Origin of the sequence: Mucilaginibacter sp. PAMB04274 (genome assembly GCF_039634385.2) — a bacterium.
GTDB lineage: Bacteria > Bacteroidota > Bacteroidia > Sphingobacteriales > Sphingobacteriaceae > Mucilaginibacter.
The window spans coordinates 5,494,631-5,514,199 of record NZ_CP155081.2 but is presented as its reverse complement, the minus strand read 5'-3'; the positions used below and the strand labels follow the sequence as shown (position 1 = coordinate 5,514,199).

The 19,569-nt window shown below is 41.8% G+C and carries 18 protein-coding genes and 1 tRNA gene; 6 read left to right on the top strand and 13 right to left on the bottom strand.

Going from position 1 to position 19,569, the window contains the following annotated elements; translation table 11 throughout:
• Nucleotides 1–3 precede the first annotated feature (3 nt).
• Genes ABDD95_RS23530 through ABDD95_RS23520 form a run of 3 tightly spaced genes read right to left on the bottom strand, consistent with a single transcriptional unit; the run spans nucleotide 4 to nucleotide 2,764 of the window.
• Nucleotides 4–243, bottom strand: coding sequence for a hypothetical protein (locus tag ABDD95_RS23530; RefSeq protein WP_345949815.1), 240 nt, complete (start codon nucleotides 241–243; stop codon nucleotides 4–6).
• Nucleotides 240–2,111, bottom strand: a complete 1,872-nt coding sequence (locus tag ABDD95_RS23525) for an ABC-F family ATP-binding cassette domain-containing protein (protein ID WP_345949814.1) — start codon at nucleotides 2,109–2,111, stop codon at nucleotides 240–242. Before ABDD95_RS23525 ends, ABDD95_RS23530 begins: the two co-directional genes overlap by 4 nt.
• Nucleotides 2,108–2,764, bottom strand: a complete 657-nt coding sequence (locus ABDD95_RS23520; protein WP_345949813.1) for an NAD(P)H-binding protein — start codon at nucleotides 2,762–2,764, stop codon at nucleotides 2,108–2,110. Before ABDD95_RS23520 ends, ABDD95_RS23525 begins: the two co-directional genes overlap by 4 nt.
• 262 nt (nucleotides 2,765–3,026) lie before the next feature.
• Between ABDD95_RS23520 and ABDD95_RS23515 the strand changes: the two genes are divergently transcribed.
• Genes ABDD95_RS23515 through ABDD95_RS23505 form a run of 3 tightly spaced genes read left to right on the top strand, consistent with a single transcriptional unit; the run spans nucleotide 3,027 to nucleotide 5,456 of the window.
• Nucleotides 3,027–3,803: an ABC transporter permease gene (locus tag ABDD95_RS23515; protein ID WP_345949812.1), complete on the top strand. Its 777-nt coding sequence runs from the start codon at nucleotides 3,027–3,029 to the stop codon at nucleotides 3,801–3,803.
• A gap of 1 nt (nucleotide 3,804) precedes the next feature.
• Nucleotides 3,805–4,596: an ATP-binding cassette domain-containing protein gene (locus tag ABDD95_RS23510; RefSeq protein WP_345949811.1), complete on the top strand. Its 792-nt coding sequence runs from the start codon at nucleotides 3,805–3,807 to the stop codon at nucleotides 4,594–4,596.
• Nucleotides 4,593–5,456, top strand: coding sequence for an MlaD family protein (locus ABDD95_RS23505; protein ID WP_345949810.1), 864 nt, complete (start codon nucleotides 4,593–4,595; stop codon nucleotides 5,454–5,456). Before ABDD95_RS23510 ends, ABDD95_RS23505 begins: the two co-directional genes overlap by 4 nt.
• A 39-nt stretch (nucleotides 5,457–5,495) precedes the next feature.
• On the opposite strand, the gene ABDD95_RS23500 is transcribed toward ABDD95_RS23505, so the two are convergent.
• The 4 genes from ABDD95_RS23500 to ABDD95_RS23485 are packed head-to-tail and all read right to left on the bottom strand — an operon-like array spanning nucleotide 5,496 to nucleotide 10,241.
• Complete coding sequence (locus ABDD95_RS23500; RefSeq protein ID WP_345949809.1) at nucleotides 5,496–6,005, bottom strand: glutathione peroxidase; 510 nt, start codon at nucleotides 6,003–6,005, stop codon at nucleotides 5,496–5,498.
• A gap of 51 nt (nucleotides 6,006–6,056) precedes the next feature.
• A complete protein-coding gene (gene ybeY, locus ABDD95_RS23495) occupies nucleotides 6,057–6,482 on the bottom strand; it encodes an rRNA maturation RNase YbeY (protein WP_345949808.1) in 426 nt (141 codons plus the stop codon).
• Nucleotides 6,482–6,916, bottom strand: coding sequence for an ATP-binding protein (locus ABDD95_RS23490; RefSeq protein WP_345949807.1), 435 nt, complete (start codon nucleotides 6,914–6,916; stop codon nucleotides 6,482–6,484). The genes ybeY and ABDD95_RS23490 overlap by 1 nt, the downstream gene beginning before the upstream one ends.
• Complete coding sequence (locus ABDD95_RS23485; protein ID WP_345949806.1) at nucleotides 6,906–10,241, bottom strand: DUF4175 family protein; 3,336 nt, start codon at nucleotides 10,239–10,241, stop codon at nucleotides 6,906–6,908. The genes ABDD95_RS23490 and ABDD95_RS23485 overlap by 11 nt, the downstream gene beginning before the upstream one ends.
• A gap of 298 nt (nucleotides 10,242–10,539) precedes the next feature.
• Here ABDD95_RS23485 and ABDD95_RS23480 point away from each other — a divergent pair, with 298 nt between their 5' ends.
• Nucleotides 10,540–12,510 carry a sialate O-acetylesterase gene (locus tag ABDD95_RS23480; RefSeq protein ID WP_345949805.1) on the top strand — a complete coding sequence of 657 codons (1,971 nt, stop codon included), beginning with the start codon at nucleotides 10,540–10,542 and terminating at the stop codon, nucleotides 12,508–12,510.
• A gap of 168 nt (nucleotides 12,511–12,678) precedes the next feature.
• Here ABDD95_RS23480 and ABDD95_RS23475 read toward each other — a convergent pair whose 3' ends face one another.
• Nucleotides 12,679–13,455, bottom strand: coding sequence for a hypothetical protein (locus tag ABDD95_RS23475; RefSeq protein WP_345949804.1), 777 nt, complete (start codon nucleotides 13,453–13,455; stop codon nucleotides 12,679–12,681).
• A gap of 373 nt (nucleotides 13,456–13,828) precedes the next feature.
• Here ABDD95_RS23475 and ABDD95_RS23470 point away from each other — a divergent pair.
• Nucleotides 13,829–13,902 (top strand) — tRNA-Pro (locus tag ABDD95_RS23470).
• A 143-nt stretch (nucleotides 13,903–14,045) separates the two neighbouring features.
• Here the strand turns inward: ABDD95_RS23470 and ABDD95_RS23465 are convergent.
• The 5 genes from ABDD95_RS23465 to ABDD95_RS23445 form a co-directional block, all read right to left on the bottom strand.
• Nucleotides 14,046–15,044 (bottom strand): ankyrin repeat domain-containing protein, encoded by a 999-nt coding sequence (locus ABDD95_RS23465; RefSeq protein ID WP_345949803.1) that lies wholly within the window; start codon nucleotides 15,042–15,044, stop codon nucleotides 14,046–14,048.
• A gap of 147 nt (nucleotides 15,045–15,191) precedes the next feature.
• Nucleotides 15,192–16,022 carry a 5-dehydro-4-deoxy-D-glucuronate isomerase gene (kduI, locus tag ABDD95_RS23460; RefSeq protein WP_345949802.1) on the bottom strand — a complete coding sequence of 277 codons (831 nt, stop codon included), beginning with the start codon at nucleotides 16,020–16,022 and terminating at the stop codon, nucleotides 15,192–15,194.
• A 125-nt stretch (nucleotides 16,023–16,147) separates the two neighbouring features.
• Nucleotides 16,148–16,921: an SDR family oxidoreductase gene (locus ABDD95_RS23455; protein WP_345949801.1), complete on the bottom strand. Its 774-nt coding sequence runs from the start codon at nucleotides 16,919–16,921 to the stop codon at nucleotides 16,148–16,150.
• 31 nt (nucleotides 16,922–16,952) lie between these two features.
• On the bottom strand, nucleotides 16,953–17,417 hold the full coding sequence (locus ABDD95_RS23450) for a nuclear transport factor 2 family protein (RefSeq protein ID WP_345949800.1): 465 nt from the start codon (nucleotides 17,415–17,417) through the stop codon (nucleotides 16,953–16,955).
• 103 nt (nucleotides 17,418–17,520) lie between these two features.
• Nucleotides 17,521–19,158 carry a glycoside hydrolase 43 family protein gene (locus ABDD95_RS23445; RefSeq protein WP_345949799.1) on the bottom strand — a complete coding sequence of 546 codons (1,638 nt, stop codon included), beginning with the start codon at nucleotides 19,156–19,158 and terminating at the stop codon, nucleotides 17,521–17,523.
• 163 nt (nucleotides 19,159–19,321) lie between these two features.
• Here ABDD95_RS23445 and ABDD95_RS23440 point away from each other — a divergent pair, with 163 nt between their 5' ends.
• Nucleotides 19,322–19,510: a hypothetical protein gene (locus ABDD95_RS23440; protein WP_345949798.1), complete on the top strand. Its 189-nt coding sequence runs from the start codon at nucleotides 19,322–19,324 to the stop codon at nucleotides 19,508–19,510.
• Nucleotides 19,511–19,569 lie beyond the last annotated feature (59 nt).

Genomic DNA, 19,569 nt, shown 5'->3' with positions numbered 1-19,569 from the left:
AAATTATGTTCCACGTGGAACTTTAAATAATGATACTAACGCTACAAACGCCCAAATACTCTCTAATATTACAAAAGGGTAGAAGCTTATCAGGTAAGATGAATATCCACATAACCCCGCACCAACAAAGTTCATTAATGCGTACGATTTACTTTCAGCGCTTATCTTTTTAAAAAGATTAAGCATAAATCCAATCAAAAGGATAATTACACCTACTGATGCTATAATGTCTGATGTCTTCATAAGGCGTCTCTTAATTCTATTAACTCCATCCAACGTAATGATCTGTCATCAACAGTGGCTTTCATTTCCTCTATTTTGGTAGATAGTTTTATTAACTCCTGGTGATCTGTAACGGTGTTTAACAGCTCAGTTGTTGCTGATATTTCCTTTTCTATTTTTTCAATATCTGCTTCTAATGTTTCCAGCTCCTTTTGGTCTTTAAACGATAGTTTATTCTTTTTTGGCGTTGCAGCTACAGGTGCCGGAGCTACGGCAGTAGGCTTGGTTTTTAGCGCTTGCTTAGCTTCTTCCTGCTCTAAACGGTATGAAGAATAATTGCCATTATACAAATCAACATGGCCGGTACCTTCAACCACAAAAAGCTGATCGGTTAACTTATCCAGCAAATATCTATCGTGTGATACCATTAAAAGAATTCCTGTGTAATTGGTTAAAAACTCTTCTAACACATTTAAGGTGTCAATATCCAGATCATTGGTAGGCTCATCCAAAATAAGAAAGTTCGGGTTTTTCATTAGGATGTTTAGTAGATGCAATCGCTTTTTTTCGCCACCGCTCAATAGATGAATAAAGCCATACTGCCGGGCAGGAGGGAAGAGAAACAATGTGAGCAACTGTGCAGCCGATATAGTTTTACCATCGGCCATGGTAATAAATTCAGCTACATTTTTAACTACATCAATTACACGTTCATCATCCTTGAAAGACATACCGGCTTGGTTAAAATAACCAATCACCGTAGTTTCGCCTTTTTCTATATGGCCACTATCGGGTTGTAATAAACCGGTGAACATATTTAACAACGTTGATTTCCCACTGCCATTTTTACCAGCAATACCTACACGGTCACCTTTCTTAAATACGTAGCTAAAATCATCGATCACCTTACGGTCTCTAAATGTTTTAGTGATATGGTATACCTCCATGATCTTATTACCCTGGCGCGCCGTTTTCGTACTCAGTTCTACCTTACCCAAAAGCCCATGATTTTTGGTCTTTTCTTCCAAGTCATAAAAAGCTTCGATACGGGCTTTTGATTTGGTGCCACGTGCCTGGGGTTGGCGGCGCATCCACTCCAGTTCTTTCTTTAACAGGTTAGAATTTTTTTGGAACTGCTGCTCGTTTGTAGCTTCGCGCTCAGCTTTCTTTTCAAGGTAATATTGATAGTTGCCGTTGTAATTGAAAATCTTTCCACGCTCAATTTCGATAATTTCATTACAAACATTATCTAAAAAGTACCTGTCATGGGTAACCATCAAAATAGTTTTGTTACCTTCTGTAAGCAACTTTTCTAACCATTCAATAGTATCGATGTCTAAGTGGTTAGTAGGCTCATCCAGCACGTATATGTCGGGATCCTCAATTAAGAGCTTGGCTAAAGCCAATCGTTTTTTTTGCCCGCCCGATAAGGTATCAATCTTTTGATCGAGGTGATGTATGTCCAGGCGGCCCAAAATGTTTTTAATTTGGTATTCGTACTCCCAGGCATTTACAGCACTCAGTTCTTCCGTAATTTTCTCGATAGCCTTTTCATTGTTTGGATCGTTTTCAAGCAATTGCTCATACTTCAGTATAAGCTGTTGTTGCACGTTATCCTTATGAAAAATATAGTCGCTTATGGTATGACCCTTTTCAAACATAGGATCTTGCTCTAAGTAGCCTGGCCGTAAATCACGTGCTGACACTACTTTGCCTTCGGTAGGATTAATTTTACCTGATAATAATTTTAATAGGGTAGATTTTCCGGCGCCATTAACTCCTACTAAAGCAACGCGCCTGCCGCGATTGATGCCTAAAGTTAAGTTACGGAATAACCAGTGGTCATGAAAAGAATGACCTAAATTTTCTGCTGATAAGTAAGTGCTCACGCTAATTGTTTGATATGATGTGAGGGATGTACAAATATACCTTCCTCTGAATTTAATGATTGTTTGTACATAGCCCTTGCAACTACTGCTGCAGGTATGCTTTTATATTTTTTAAGGCCTCCTAATAACAATGGGTCTAAAGCTTTCATTAAAACGGTGGCTACTCGTTCTGCAAATCTGTACTCTATCCGGTTTCCAGTCAATAACGATGGTTGATAGATATGAAGGACGTGTAACCCCGCCTTTTTTATATCCCGTTCAGTTTCTCCCTTTAGCCTGGTGTAAAAGTTAGCCGAGTCAGCATTGGCACCAACGGCTGATATCAAATGAAAACTTGCTACCTTATTTTGTTTAGCTATTTCTGCTAACTGCACCGGATAGTCATGATCTATCTTCCGGTAAACAGACAAGTCAGGCGTTTTACTTCGGGTTGAACCTAAACAGCAGAATAGCGCTTTGCCATTTATGGCATTGGCATGTTCTGGTAAGCTATCAAAATCGACTACTAATTGAACCAACTTTTTATGCTTAACAGGCAGTTCTTTTCGAACTAAGGCTAAAACCTCTGTATAATAATTTTCCTGCAAAAGTACTTTTAGCAATTCTCCACCTACCAATCCACTTGCACCAACTATAACTGCTTTATTTACCATAAGTTAAATTATAGCAAAGGTACACAATCTTATTTAAGCCTTTAATTGATGTTTAAACACGTAATCATAAATCCTTGTAGTATTACAACTAAAATGTTTAAACAAATAAACAACAGCTGTGTTTATATCCTAGTTCATCTCCTAAAACGGCGTACTAACCTCATTATGAATACGCTATGCTAGCTACCTTTGTTAGCAATAAGAACTTGAACCAATTATTACGGATACATACCAGCTATTACAATAGCACAAATACTTGCTTATGGCAGAAAAAATAATGAATTCGGGCTGGAGACAGTGGATAGAGAGTGTAGGAGACCAAACGGTATTTTTTATGCGGTTTATCCGCAACGCGTTTTCGGGCGGCTTTGAATGGTCTGAATTTATACGCCAGTGTTACGAAATAGGGTACAAGTCATTAACCCTGGTAGGTATAACCTCCTTCATCATGGGCCTTGTACTTATCTTACAGCTACGACCAACCCTGGTTGAGTTTGGTGCTGAGAGCATGTTACCTCATACGCTTTCTGTTTCTGTAATAAGAGAAATAGGCCCGGTTATAACAGCCATTATTTGCGCAGGCAAAATTGCGTCGAGCATTGGAGCTGAGCTAGGCAGTATGAAAGTTACCGAGCAAATTGATGCCATGGAAGTATCAGGTGCCAACCCGGTGCAATATCTGGTAGTTACCCGCATACTGGCAACCAGCCTTATGGTGCCGCTGTTGGCTATGACAGGTGACTTGATCTCGTTATTGGGTGGGTACTTTGCACTCAACTTTACAGACGACATCAGCTTTAACTTATATTTTACCAAGTGCTTTGCCGCGCTTGATTTTACCGACTATTTGCCTGCATTAATAAAAACTATATTTTTTGGATTTGCTATAGGCTTTGTAGGGTGCTATAAAGGCTTTAACTCTAATAAGGGTACTGAAAGCGTGGGGCTTGCTGCAAACTCGGCAGTTGTTACCGCTTCGTTGTGGATCTTTTTTATTGACATGATGGCTGTCCAAATTACTAACCTGTTGTATTATTAAGATGGAAAGCGTAAAACAACACGATCTTAAATCTGAGCACCAGTCAACAAAAACAGATGAGGTTGTAGTAGAAATCAAGAATCTTAAGAAAAGCTTTGGCAATAAAGAGGTGCTTAAAAATATCAACTTAACGCTGCACCGCGGCGAAAATCTCATCGTATTGGGCCGTTCAGGTCAGGGTAAATCGGTAACCATACAATGCATAGTGGGCTTGTTAACGCCAGATGAGGGATCGGTGAAGGTGTTTGGACAGGAGGTACCTGAACTAAATAACGAGGAACTGAAGGAGCTACGCACAAAAGTTGGTTTCCTTTTTCAAAGCGGAGCTTTATATGATTCCATGACGGTTAAGGAAAACATGGAATTTGCGCTAACCCGAGTGTTAAAGATCAAGGATCAGCAGGAATTGGATAAAAGGGTACAAGAAGTATTGGAAAGCATAGGGCTTCCTGAGGCTATAGACAAGATGCCAAGCGATTTATCGGGCGGTATGCGTAAACGTGTCGGGCTGGCGCGTACGTTGATTGTAAACCCCGAAATTATGCTGTACGACGAGCCTACAACCGGCTTGGATCCTATCACATCACGTGAGATAAGTGAGCTGATACTTGAAATGCAGAAAAAATATAAAACGTCTTCTATCATTATAACGCATGATATGGATTGCGCTCGTATAACCGGCGACCGTGTACTGATCATGAAGGACGGTGAATATGTAGCCGAAGGTACTTTTGACGAGCTTCAGCGCTCAGAAGACCCATTTGTTAAAGCATTCTTTTTAGATACGATATGAAAACAACATCCGGACAAAAAATAAAAATAGGCGTATTCGTAATGGTAGGCTTGTTTGTAATATTCTTAGGCATCTTTTTAATTGGCAGCCAAAAAAGCATGTTCAATTCTACATTTAGCGTTTACGGTGTATTTAAGAACGTAAACGGCCTGATGGTTGGTAATAACGTGCGGTTTGCCGGCATAAACGTGGGTGTAGTTGAGGGCATTAACATCGTTTCGGATAGTGCCGTACGCGTTGACCTTACACTCAATAACAACGTTAAAAAGTTTATTAAGAAAGACTCAAAAGTTAGCATCGGCAGTGATGGTTTAATGGGTGATAAATTGATTGTAATTAGTCCCGGTGGCTCAACCAGCCGTACCGAGGTTGAGGGAGGAGATAAGCTAACCGCAGTAAACCCGCTGGATGTGGATAAGATCATCAATAAGCTCACCAAAGTGGCCGACAATGCTGAGTCCTTAACCGGTAACTTAAATGCCATTGTAAGCGATATAAACAGAGGAAAAGGATCATTAGGCAGGTTGCTTAAAAACGACCGTATAGCCAATGATTTGGCTACCACCGTGTCATCGGCAAAAACAACCATACAAAATGCGAATAAAACTACCGTAACCTTAAATGAGGACTTAAAAGCGGCACAAAGCAACTTTTTGCTGAGGGGCTTTTTTAAAAACAAAGAAAAAGCCAAGCAACGTAAAATAGACTCTGCGCGTAAGGCTCAGGAGAACCTAACCAAGGAACAGGAGAAGTTACGAAAGGAACAAGACAAGAAGTTAAAGGAAGATCAGGAAAAGGCCCGTAAAGAAGCGGAGAAGAAAGCCAAAGAAGAAGAGAAAGCCGCTAAGCAAAATAACTAGCATAAAAAAAGGCGCTTGTTTAAACAAGCGCCTTTTTTGCTATAACTGACTGGTTATTTCTGGCGATAGCGGCTTAACGGCCGAACGGTAGCGGTGTATCAGCTTTCCGTTTTCATCTATCAGGAATTTTTCAAAGTTCCATTTAATATCACCTGTAAAATCAGGGTTTTCCTGTGTAGTAAGGTATTGAAATATAGGAGCGATATCCAACCCTTTAACGCTTACTTTTTCAGTTAACGGGAAAGTAACACCAAAGTTCTTTTTGCAAAACTCTTGAATGTCGGTATTCGATCCTGGCTCCTGACCATTGAAATTATTTGCCGGGAAACCGATCACAACTACTTTATCTTTGTATTGCTCAGCCAATTTTTGCAGTTCTGCATATTGTGGTGTATAACCGCATTTAGATGCCGTGTTTACAATCAGCAACTTCTTGCCTTTGTACTTAGACAGTTTAAAGTCCTTGCCTTCAATATTTTTTAACTTAAAATCATAAATGGTGCTGGGTGCAGTGAACAGCAGCGCCATCATTAATGCTAATATTTTCATAAATTAAATGGTTAAACGTTTATTTGATAAAGGTAGCTAAACAATTAAGAATCAAAAAGATTTTAAGGCCAGATATTCGTTTTCTTTAGCCGTCATGAGCTGTTTATCAGCAGGTTTCTTGTCTTTGTAGCCTAATAGGTGTAAAGCACCGTGTATAATAACGCGGTGCAGCTCAGTTTCGGGCGAAACATTGAACTTGATAGCATTTTCCTGCGTACGTTCAACAGAAATGAATATATCACCGGTAATGGTATCTGGTTTTTCTGAATTGTCAAACGTCACAATATCTGTGTACGTATCGTGATTTAAATACTGCTGATTTATTTGCAGCAGGTATGCATCTGAGCATAAAATGTAATTCAGCTCACTCAATCGGTAACCTTCAGCCGCGATAGTGTCTTTTATCCAGCGTTTAAGCGGTAACTTGTTTTTTAATTTATAGCTGGTGTCTTCAGTAAAAAAATGAATTGCAGCCATTAAAATTTAAAGTGCAGTTCTACTTCATTACCCTTGGAGTTAAACACGCACTGGTCGGCCAGGTGCTTTAAAATAAACACGCCTCGTCCGGTTAACTTTTCCAGGTTTTCTTCTGCTGTTGGGTCGGGCAGGTGATTGTAATCAAAACCTTCGCCTTCATCAGTAATAGTCCAAACTGCCCTTTTGGCATCAACCTCGGCGTTTACAATCACTTTTTTATTTGGGTCCAATTTGTTGCCGTGCACAATAGCATTTATAGCTGCCTCGTTAAGGCAGGTCATCATATTGGCAAAAGTATCTTCACTTATACTAAACTTATCAGCAATTTCTTCAATCAGGTTTTCAAGCAAAGTGATGCTATCATACGTCGACGGAAGCTGCAGTGTGAACAGTTCCCCTGTTTGCACACTGTCGGGTTGTATGTTATTTGGCATTAAGTTGGTCAAAGTAACGTTTAATTTTTTGTTTATAGTATTGATTGAGCACCGATGGTACGGTCTGTATCTGTTCGGTTTGCTTAGCTTTCTTTTGCTGATAGCTTTGCAAAGCCTTTATATACCCCGGCGGTAAGTTTTTCCCTGCCTTGCTCTCTCTTTGCTTATCTTGTTCCCGTTCCTGCTCTGCTTTTTCGGCCTCTAACAACCGGGTTTGAATTTGCTGCTGTCTCTTTAACGATTCCTCCGTAATTTTCTTGTTTACGAGATCGCTTTCAGTTTGTTCCATTTCTCTGGAAATTTTGTCAAGGTTACCCGGTTTTCCGGTTCCATCCTTATTTTGCTGCCGGCTAATCTGCTCCAGTTGCTGCCTTATTTGCTGCTGCTGTCTGGCCATACGTGCCATCTGCTCACTCAGGTTGTTACCCTCCCGACCCTGTCCCTTGGCACTCTGTCCCTGGTTGCCTTGTTGTTGCATCTGCTCACGCATTTTTTGCATATTTTGATTAAGCTGCTGCTGCATCTGGCTCAGTTGCGATAATGATTGTTGTTTCTTACCGCCCTTACTGCTGCTTTTACTCATGGCATTCTGCATATTCTCTAATGCCTCGCTCAACATCAGGGCCAAGTTATTCATGGCCGTCATGGCGTACTGCTGGTTGCGGTTAGCTTCGGGCGTACGGCGGTCGCCTAACAAATCGAGTGCACGGTCAATATTATCATTAATGCCTTTAACCTCGGTATTCACAGCGCTCTGAATTTGTGGCACACGGCGGCTCAGAGCATATAAGCTATCCTCAGCCGTTTTTAAATTGTCCTTAATATCTTTTTGCCTCTGCGCAGTTTGCACATAAGCCGGATCATTGGCACTCATCCCTCTAAACGTTTGCATCACTTTCTCTTGTTCAAATGAACTGGATAACAGCACTTTCAATAACTCGCGTAACTGTTGTGTATTTACCTGGTTCTCTTGTTCCTCGCCTTCTTGCTGATCCTGCTGCATTTTTTGTGCCATTTGCTGCATTTGCTTAGCCGCCTGTTGCTGAGATTGTGCTGCTTTTGGGCGATTATTTTTTTGTAATTGTTCGCTGCTCTTCTCCATCTGCTGCTCTACAGCCGATTGTTCTTTTTCCGCCTTCTCAAAATTATTTTTCCGTTCAAGCTGCTCATTAGCCTTATCCAGCTCCTGCATGGCCTTTTTTACATCCTCAAAATCTTTTTTTATTTGATCCTGCTCTTTTTGCAGCTGTTCTTTATTGGCATCCGGCTGTTGTGTTTGCTCCGCCAGCTTTTCCTGGCGCTCGGCCAGTTTATTCAACTGAGCAATATTTTGATTCAGTTTTTGTTCAAACTCCAGTTGTTTATAAAGCTCCAGCATACGGTCTAATTCCTTTTTTAAGGATTTATTATCGTTCTGCATTTTGGACAATTCGTTTCGGGTTCCTTCTTTCTGTTCCTTTTCCAAAAGCTCCTGAAGCCTCTTTAACATTTCCTGGGTCTTTTCGTCCAGCACGTGGTTAAACAGGTCTTCCATTTCTTTCTGCTTCTGCTGCAGTTCGGCAGTTTGCTCCTGGTTTTCCTGGCGGTTGTAAAGGTCTTTCTTGTTTTCTGCCTGAATTTCTTTGACGAGGTCATTTAACTCTGCTTTTCTTTTAAGCAGATCTTCTACCTGTTTCTTTTCTTCGAAGCTTAACGCATTTTTGTTGAGCAACATTTGATTCAGCTTCTGTGCCTCGCGCTCAACCTGTCCGGCCAGTTTAATAGCCGATACCATTTTTTGCTTTACGGCTTGCGTGTTGGCGTTCAATTGCTCGTTCAATTCCTTCTCGGTAGGCGTTTGCAAAGTGCGCTCGGGGGTGCGTACTTTTTTCGGACCCGATACGGCATCATTATCAGCAACCTCAAAATAATAACTCACCTGGCTGCCGGGTTGAATGTTCAATTCACTTAAATTCCAAAAGTGAAAAAAGGTACTTTGTGTATTGCTCAAGTCGGCCTTTATAGATTTGCTAGCAGATCTTGCTTTTGCGCCCGGAACGTTGGTAGTGTAATGGAAAGTTAACGACGAAAAACCATGATCATCGCGTATGTCACCATTAAAATAAATGGCTTTGCTGCTAATAGAATCTTGCTTTTCCTGTAGGTTGATAGCCGGCATTTCATCGGCAATAACATTGACGTGGTAGCTGGCCGCATCCCCTTGCTGGTTGGAGTTGGCTAACGGCAGCAAACTGTACGTAGTGTTGTTCAGTATCCGTTCGCTATGCTCAACGGTGCCATTTTGTTGTGTCTTGAGCTTCGTTTTGTTTTGATTAAGGGTAAAAACTAACTCATCCGCGTGCTGTGTATGCAACTGCCATTTAACGGTTGTTCCGGCCGGAACGGTCAGATCTCCTGCATTGCTTAACTTTTCGTTGGCCTTGTGCAGGTAGGCAGGGTAAAACAGTTCTACATCAAAATGCATTAATGAGGGCTTTTGGTTTACCAGAATATGGTAGGGTTGCGATGTAAACCCATTTGCCGAAATACGAAATGTGGTATTTTGTTGCAAATTGGCAAACAGGTAATGAAAGCGCGACAAGTTTTCTTTATCGAGCTTAAAAGTGTTGTTGCCTGTTTCAATATAAACATTGGCAGGAAGCGCGTTGCCTTCAAGCTTAACATCCAACTTTAAATCGTTGCCCTGCATAATTGCCAAAGAAGAATTTAGCACAATAAACTTAAACGGGGCCACAGGAGCAAAGTGCTCGTTGTGCCGTATAAGGCGTTTGGTGCTTTCTGTAAGTACCGATGGCGCAGCAAAAGCAATAATAACAATAGCTGCTACAGGAAACGCTACCCACTTTAAATACCGGTTATTTTGTTTAAGGTTGATGGCCGTAGGGAAGCTTACCGGGTTGAGCGTATTTATCTTTTGGTTAATGCTGGCCTCAATAAGCTGGCGATGCTGCTCGCTCTGCTCCGCTTGCTTTTTAAGCTGCAGGGTATTGAGCAATTTATCTTTCACATCGATGAAATGTTCGCCTATAATAGCAGCAGCTTCATCGTGTGTAAGTGTTTTGCTTAATTTAAAGTAAGCAAATAATGAGGGAATAACCAGCCAAAACAGCAGCACCAGGTTTAACACAATAAACGCATAAAATAAAATGGTGCGCAGTAGTGTGCTGAAGTTGCCAAAATACTCAAGGAGGGCAATTGTAATATAAGCCGTAAAAAGGCCGGCTCCTAAAAAAATAAGTCCGCGCAATAAACTATTAAGGTAATACTTCCGGATAAAAGCATTCACCCTATCAATTAAGATAATATAATTGTCTGACGCCTGCATACCAAATACTAAAGTAGTTAATATAAAGCTAAACGAAAATTAGAAAGCCGTTTATCTCAATCAAACTTAACTAAAACTAGTAATTATGTTGTTTAATGGTTAAGAGGTGCTGATAATTTGACAAGATTTAAGGGCGAAGTAGAATTTAACTGCATACCGCTTAAAACCAATCTATCCCACCAAACTAAACTTTGCCTTGTATTGTTGTTGCTTGACCATATCGTCATTTGATTTTAATAAAGCTAATTCACAATTTATTAGCCTTTACTCGTTCAATTCATACTACCTCATTTTTATAATGATAACAACGTACAGATATCTGTTAAAGCTTCAACTGTTACTGCTTTTATACCTTTTTTCAGGATGTGCTGAAAACGCCGAGGCTAAATTATCAACAGCCAAGTTATTTGCCGACCATATGGTGTTACAACGAAACCAGGATGTTTACATATGGGGATGGAGCACGCCAGAAGCTAATGTAGCTATTGCGTTTAACGGACAGGAAGCAACAGCTCAGGCTAATTCAAAAGGTAAATGGGTAATCTCCTTAAAACCTATGCAAGCAGGGGGGCCATACGTTATGTCTATCTTATCAGGCAATAACCATATTTCCTACAAGGATGTGATGATAGGCGAGGTTTGGATCTGTTCGGGGCAGTCTAATATGCAATTCTTCTTAAATCAATCCAACAATTACGATTCAGAACGTAAAAGCATAGGGGAATACGCTGTACGCCAGTTTTTAGTTCCTCAAAAGATGGGCCTCAATCCTGAAGAGGATTTATCTGCTGGTGAGTGGAAAAATGCTGACTCTAAAAGCGTGGGTTATTTTAGTGCAGTAGGGTACATTTTTGCTAAACAAATAGCGCAAAAGCTACATGTTGCCGTAGGAATAATTAATAGTAGCTGGGGCTCATCGCAAGCAGAGTGTTGGATAAGCAAAGAGGCCATGCTAAATGATGCTACTTTAAAACCAATTGTACAAAAGCAACCCAATAATTGGGAAGAAATTAAGCAGAATATAGATAAGGAGACCAAAGCCTATGTTTATAATAACGCAAAAGCAGCACTTTTTAACGCAGCAAAATTGGCCGCAAACCCACCCTCATTTTTTGATAAATGGAGAACCGGGAGCATTGGTGCATGGCAATGGCAAGACAAGCTTGCCGCTTTCAGAGGAACGGGGTTTATGCAAAGAACCATAATGCTTAACAGCGGCAGCGCAGCAAAACCCTCAACATTAAGCTTAGGGGAAACAGATGCCGACATGGAAATTTTTATTAATGGCAAATCCGTTTTTAGTGGAGCATTACCTAAAAATAAGCCATTGCAATTACCTGCCGGTATATGGAACCCAGGTGCAAACAACTTACTGCTGCATTTAAAGTCAGACCAAAAAGACCCATGGTGGTTTGGTTTTGGTATTAATGGTGATGCTAAGAATACTCACATCAAATTTGCTGACACAACTTTAAGTCTTAACGATTACTTATGGAAGCTCATGCCCGACTTTGGTAAGTCCTACCATATAGAGCCAACACCCAACAACACCGTAAACACGGTATTTAACGGAATGGTTAATCCTTTGACACCATTATCAATTGCTGGGGTGATCTGGTATCAGGGCGAGGCTAACGCGCAAAGAGCTTTACAGTATTGTACTGTTTTTCCGTTGCTTATTAATGATTGGCGCAAACATTGGAAAAAGGATATCCCCTTTGTTTATGTACAAATGCCATCTTTTGGTTTAATGAAAAAGGGTGATCAGGAAAGCCAGTGGGCAGAGCTGAGAGAGGCGCAAAGGTTGGCCTTAAGTTTACCTAATACGGGTATGGCCGTTACTTATGATGTGGGCGACCCTTTAAACCTGCATCCCGTAAACAAGTTTCCGGTGGGAATGCGCCTTGCCAGCACAGCGCTTAAATTGGTTTACCACATCGCCGGCTTTTATTCGAGTCCGGTGTTTAAGTCGGCAGAAGTAAAAGGGGCACAGGTTATCATAAGCTTTACAAACCCTGAGGATAAGTTGGTGATTAAAGACGGGGAACCACTTAAAGGTTTTGAATTAGCCGGGCAAGACCATCAGTTTTATCCGGCAAATGCCGAAATTAGCAATAACAAGGTTAGCGTTCAGTGTAACGAGGTGAAGACGCCTAAGTTTGTGCGTTACGCCTGGGGCAACTCTCCCATAGACGCTAATCTTTTTACAAACAGGAACCTTCCCGTCAGCCCTTTTAAAGCAGATATTGTTGAAGGCTTAACACAATAAATAATCCGTAAATAATAACCGCAGTGGCCGTTTAATTAATGTTGTAAGTTATCTACTTGCACTGGCCAATCTGGGCTTTTAAAGTATGAGTAGACTTTCATTCTATCCCTTATTAAAACAACAAAGTTCTACCAGATTGCAGTAGGGCATCATGCTGAAGTAATCATTTTAAAACTGGCCCTCTATCAGATGCAGATAAAAGGATTGTTGGTTGGGCTTAAGGTTACTGGACACCACATCAGTTTCTTTCCCGAATATACCCTTACGACCCCGGACCGAAAGTATTTCGGTACCATGCTGGTCCGTTACCACATTATTCACATTCCCTAATATGTCTGTAGTGCTTTTAATGGTTGCGATAACCTGTCCATGGCTGTCTGCCACTTCCTTTATACGGTTACCTAATATATCCATCCTGCTTTTCACGGTCATTCGCGATCCATCATATCCGATGATTTCCTTTGTTTCATTTCCGAATATATCTTTGGAGGTCTTTAGTGTAGTGGTTTCACTATCTGTAGTGACTGTCTTTATACGGTTACCAAAAATATCGTTGGATATTTTAATCGTTGCAGTAGGTTGCCCGTTCTCTGAAACTGATAGTATTTTGTTTCCAAAAATATCAGTAGAACTTTTAACCACTTTAATTTCCTTGCCGTCACCATCCACGCCTTTCAGGATCTTATTCCCGAAAATATCGGTCGATTGTTTGAATGTTTTAACATCCTTACCCTCCCCATCTGAGGTTGTGACAATCTTGTTCCCGAAAATGTCTGTTTTTTTGGTAACTGTATATTCGGTTCTTCCCTGGCTGTTAGTGTAGGTGGTTATGGTGTCGCCAAAAATGTTTACCCTGGTGCTGGTTGAATACTGTTGCCCGTATGCGGTGGTAAGCCCCATCATGAGCAAGAAAGTAAACGCGAGTTTGGCAGGTAAATAATTCATAAGGTACTTTGGCTGTATTTATGACTGTTTTACTATAGCATGGTTTAATTGGAATGTGAGGAATTAACCTTATTTTGGGGATGAGTGATCACTTGTTCTGCAACAACATGATCATACAAATTATCTTATTTAGCCAATCATTTAAAGTCACATGCACCAGTTACTGTTACACACCAGTAACTTGAACAATAACAATTTGCAAAACACTTTTTCATGTGTTGCTTAAACTTATATATTTGCAATCCCAACATTGTTGCCCCTTATTATACTCTAGTGTTGGGAATGAAGTTCTTTCTATTAAACGAAGTCTAAAGCTTAAAAAGGGCGATATCACAAGATATAAGATGGAATGTAATAGAAGATAAGCAATCTTCGGGATGTAGCGTAGCCCGGTATCGCGCCAGCATGGGGTGCTGGAGGTCGTAGGTTCAAATCCTGCCATCCCGACAAAGAGAAGCCGTTTTAGTCTACTGAAACGGCTTTTTTATATATACACCTTTGTGTAGAGTTTGATGTAGTTAAGGTCAAAAAACAGATCAGTTATCGCTTACAAGATATAGAGGAAAGCGTTAAAGGCAGCGTGTTTTCTGTCACCTACTAACGCTAAGTTCGCACAGCCGGGCGGTATTGCCTGATTTTTGTTTAACTTCTTTAACAAGATCTTCCACTTCCGCCAATTCAATTGAAGACAGTTGCTTCCCTTGCTTCAAGTATGCAAGTAGCGCATCAGTCATCTTTTTGTATTCTCCGTCCCAGTTTACACCGCCGTTGCCTTCTAATTCACGGGCAACCCGACCTGTAATGCGGATAACTTCACCCTGAATAGTTGCGGCATGGCCACTTGAAGGAACCAGTTGTTCCCAAAGGTCCTGATGTTGTTTTTGCCAGGTTACTGCGGTGGTAATTATCGGAGATTTACCATCGTGCAAAATACGTTTGGATACCGGTACTACATTGAACAGTCTGTATAATTCTTCTAAAGCTTCACTTACTTCAGCTACCGTATCTTGATCAAAATTGGCTCTATGAAACTCAAAAGTGCTACCTATTTTGGCAACCAGATCCTTCATCCTTGAAGTAGTTTGCACACCTGCATTCAGGTAAATTCCGGATATTTCTGCAGTTTCAACAATGTCTATATTATTACAGGTGCTGAGTGCTACTTCTAATGGTGTATATCCATCGGCATTAAGTTCATCAGCTTTCGCTCCGTGGGCTAGCAAAAGCTTTGTGTTTTCAACATTGTGAGCATCTGCAGCTGCATGGAGGGGTGTGCCTGTTGAGTTGCTTTTGTTGTTTATGTCGGCTCCTAACTTTAACAAGCTTTCTATATTGCCTGATGTGCTACGTGCTCTTGTATGAAGAGGCGTATTTCCCCAGGTATCGGTTGCTTGTAAATCGGCCCCTTGTTCAATCAACCATTCTGCCAATTCATGAGGGCAATTATCAAAAGCTAACGCGGTTTGCTTTTCATATCCTCCATGAGCATCAACCTCGCATTGGTTAAAAATGTCTTTAAGTTCCTGCAAACTTTTTTTACTTAAAAGTTCTTCAAAATCTTTAGGCAACGTTGTTCTTTTTTTGGGCATAAGTTGTAAAGGGTATCTAAAAAAACATCTGTTTAACCAGGCTATCAAATCTTACACCATTTAGGCGAAGATTAGAAATTATACCTGCAGAAAAACCTGTATAAAAAAAGCCGGCTAATTAGCCGGCTTTTTTTGTCTTAGTGGAAGTTATTTAACGTCAACAACCGCTAGCGGATCCATATCGGTGTAAACCTGGTTTTCGCCAGCCATGCCCCAAATGAAGGCGTAGTTGCTTGTACCACAGCCAAAGTGTACAGACCATGGCGGAGATATCACTGCGTCATGGTTTTGCATCACAATATTGCGGGTGGCCCGTGGCTCGCCCATAAAATGGAACAGGCGTTGGTTTTCGGGTAAATCGAAGTAAAAATATACTTCGGTGCGGCGGGTATGGGTATGTGGTGGTACCGAGTTCCACACGCTGCCGGTTTCCAGTACGGTTAAGCCCATAACCAGTTGGCAGCTGCGTATGCCATCCAGGTGAATATATTTGTAAATAGTGCGCTTGTTGGAAGTGGTAATATCGCCCAGTTGTACCGGTGCTGCTTCTTCCTTGGTCATTAAACGGTTAGGATAATTAGCATGGGCAGGGTTCGACAGCAGGTAATATACGGCAGGGTTGTTGGCATCTGTACTTTTGAAACTTACGTCTTTAGTGCCTTTTCCCAAGTACAAGCAGCTCATTTTATCCAGTTCATAAGTTTGTCCGTCGGCTACTACAACGCCGTTGCCACCAACGTTAATGATGCCTATCTCGCGGCGCTCCAAAAAGTACTCGGCACGTAGTTCGGGATGATTGTCTAAGGTAACGGCGCTGTTAACCGGTTTTACACCGCCAACAATAGTGCGGTCGTAATGCGAGTAAACCGAGGTTAATTTGTCAGCTTGCATTAGGTTCTCCACTAAAAAAGCCTCTCTAAGCTCCTCGGTGGTCATGCGGCTTACCTCTTTCTTGCTATGCTCAAATCTTATTTCCATAGTTTTCAGTTGTATGTTGTGTGTGGCCGAAGGCCGGTTTCTGTTATCAGTTATCTGTGACCACTTGCGTTAAGCCCGTTTTCAGACTATTCGATGTGGTTAAAGTCCTGGTTCTTGGTGTAGGTTTACCTTCCCATCCAGCCACCGTCAACGGTAAGCAGGTGGCCGTTTACATAGCTGCCAGCATCTGATGATAAAAACACAGCCGGCCCTTTAAAGTCTTCAGACTCGCCCCAGCGTGCTGCCGGTATACGGTCTAAAATGCTCTTGCTGCGGTCGGGATCATTACGCAGGGCCTCGGTGTTGTCGGTAGCGATATAGCCAGGTGCAATACCGTTAACGTTAATGCCTTTAGATGCCCATTCGTTAGCCAGCGCTTTAACCAGGCTGGCCAATGCGCCTTTGCTGGCTGCATAACCGGGTACATTAATGCCGCCCTGAAAGCTTAATAACGAACAGGTGAATATGATTTTGCCACTACCACGCTCAATCATGTGCTTGCCTATTTCGCGGGCCAGTATAAAAGGCGCGTCGAGGTTTAAAGAAAGTACGCTGTCCCACCATTCGTCAGGATGTTCGGCTGCTGGTTTACGCATAATGGTGCCGGCATTGTTTATCAAGATATCTATCTGTGGATTCTCGGCCAGCACTTTATTCACAAAGGCGTACAAACCTTCACGGTTGCCCAGGTTGGCCTGGTATGCCTTAAATTTGCGACCTAAAGCGGTTACTTCCTTTTCAATTTCGCTGCCTTGCAGTTCAACCGAGCCCGATACGACAATAATATCGGCACCAGCTTCGGCCAAACCAATTGCCATGCCTTTACCTATGCCTTTATTGCCGCCGGTAACCAGCGCCGTTTTACCCTGCAGATTAAACAAGTTAGATGAATTACTCATGTGTTGTTGTTGATTGTTTGATACTTTTAATTTATGCAACCGGAGGTTTTACTGCCTGACGGGCTAACAGCACCCATTGACCTTTTACTTTTTGCCAAACCAGTATAATAAGTAGTTTAGCTGTACCGGGTGCTTTGCCTTTATCATTTGTAGCACCGGTTAGGGTGTGCCGTACAATAGCTGTACTTCCAGATACTGTTACCGTTTGATCGGTAAATTCAAGGCTGGTAAAATCAGTATCGCCCGAGATAAATGAATGCAAAAACTCCTGCTTATTTTGAATCTTACCACTCGAATGACCGAAAGTTAATTTTTCAGACGCCATTGCTGAAAGTGCTGCACTATCGGGGTTAACCATTAGCGTACGCAGCTTTTCAACAGCTTCTTCGACAGCTTTTTTGGCATTAGCTCTTGGCTGTTTTTGTGCCTTAGAAGATAGGGTAGTGGTGATCATGAGCAGAATGATAGCAAGATTAATTAGACTAAATTTCTTCATGTTAAAAGGTCTTGTATAATTATGGTTTGGTTTATTCTTAAATAGTAAAAGGTGCATTGCAAATGTAAGGTGTTCTTTTATAGATGGTATGATAAAGCCATATTTATTTCTCTACCCTGAACCAGTCAAAATCGGCATATCCACCGGTGCGTGCCTCCGGTTTGCTAATGCAAAATAATCCCATTTTAGCGCCTATCCATTTGTCGGGGGCGGCGGTAAATGCCTCACCAATGGGTTTAAAATTGATGCCGTCCTCGCTATAGCTAAAACTGCATTTGGCATCGGGGGCAATTACCTGCATGCGCAGCCAGGCTGCATTGCTGCTTATCCTTTTTTCATCAATCGTGTTCTCTCCAGCACCGTTAACCGCACCTTTGCAAGTCACCTGGCTAATTTTATAGCCTTTTTCGTCTTTGCTAATGCTTATATAGGCGTAATCGTTACCCATCATCAGCAAACCTGCTTTTTTATCTTGCCAGGCATCCTGCTCAACGGTGTATTTAACTTTGGTGGTAGCAGTAAAAGCGGCTGCAGGCAGTTTTTGCATCAATAAATTAGGCACTGGCCACAGGCTTTGCGCCCCTTTTTCGGTAGCATAGGCAAAGAGGCGCAGGTAACCTTTGCCTGGTATTTTGGCACTCCATTCTAATCGCGGATTGGCATGCCATTGCCACTGAAGTCCTAAACTGTCGGTATTAAATTCATCACTCTCTGGTGGTGTAACAATAGCATACGTTTTACCAACATTGGGCTTTTTATAAACCAATACCGGTTCGCCTTTGCCATCGCCATCAGGGTCGGCACCTATAATGGGCCAGTTGTTTACCCAGCGCATGGGTTGCAAATGTGTAATGCGGCCATAAGCGCCCTTGTCCTGAAAGTGAATGAACCACGATTCGCCGGTTTGCGTTTCCACCCAGGCCCCCTGGTGCGGGCCGTTAACAGATGATTTGCCCTGATCCATCACAATTTTTTCTTCGTAAGGGCCATATACGTTTTTAGAGCGAAGTACCAACTGCCAGCCCGTGCCTACACCACCGGCAGGTGCAAACAGATAGTAATAACCATTGCGTTTGTAAAACTTAGGGCCTTCAATAGTAGGGTGGCTTTCGTGCCCGTCAAACACATGGCGGCCATCATTAACAACCTTGGTACCTGCGCTATTCATCCTGAAAACAGTGAGCAGGCTTTTTACACCGGCACGACTACCGGCCCAGCCAATGGCCAAGTAAACTTTGCCGTCATCGTCCCAAAGTGGAGTAGGATCAATATATCCTTTGCCGGGTAATACAATTTGCGGTTTCGACCATTCACCCGCTGGGTTCTTGGTTTTAATAACGTATATGCCAAAGTCAGGATCCGGATAGTAAATATAAAACTCGTTGTTATGAAAGCGGATACAAGGCGCCCAAACGCCTTTACCATGTTGTGGCTGGCTAAATACATCGGCCGGAACTTGCTTAGGCAATGCATAATTAATCAGTCGCCAGTTTACCAGGTCTTTTGAGTGTAGAATGGGTAGGCCGGGCGTGCAGTTAAAGCTGGAAGCCGTCATGTAATAATCATTGCCAACCCGTATGGCGTCAGGGTCCGAATAGTCGGCATACAAGATCGGGTTTTGGTAGGTGCCATTGCCTTTATCGGCAACCCAGGTTTTGGATACCGGGTTGGTTTGTGCCCGGGCGTTTAAGGCAATCACAAAGGCAGCAATGGCCAGAATATATATACCTGCTTTATGCATGGTGTTATAAATTTAAGGTAACTGGTTTACAATTATAAGAAATATACAGCCTTACATGGTTTTTACACTGCTTTAATACATCATTATTTGAAAGTTATGCCGAACAAAGTTTTGTATCCAAAGGTTAATCAGCTACTTTTGCGCATATAGATATATAAACGTTATGGCACATCATCATAAAGAAGAAGAAAACAACGATTCATATTTTTACATTATTGGCCTAGTAGCTGGCTTGTTCACTGGCGCTGTTGTAAACCAGGGCTTAGTTTACATTCCAATTGGCGGTGTGTTGGGCTTACTTACTGCAGCCTTATTTTTAAAAGTATTGGTTAAAGGCCGTCAAAGTGCCTGATCGGCAAGACCTGCCTCCATTTATACGCAACTGGAACCAGTTTTACGGTATTGTTATCG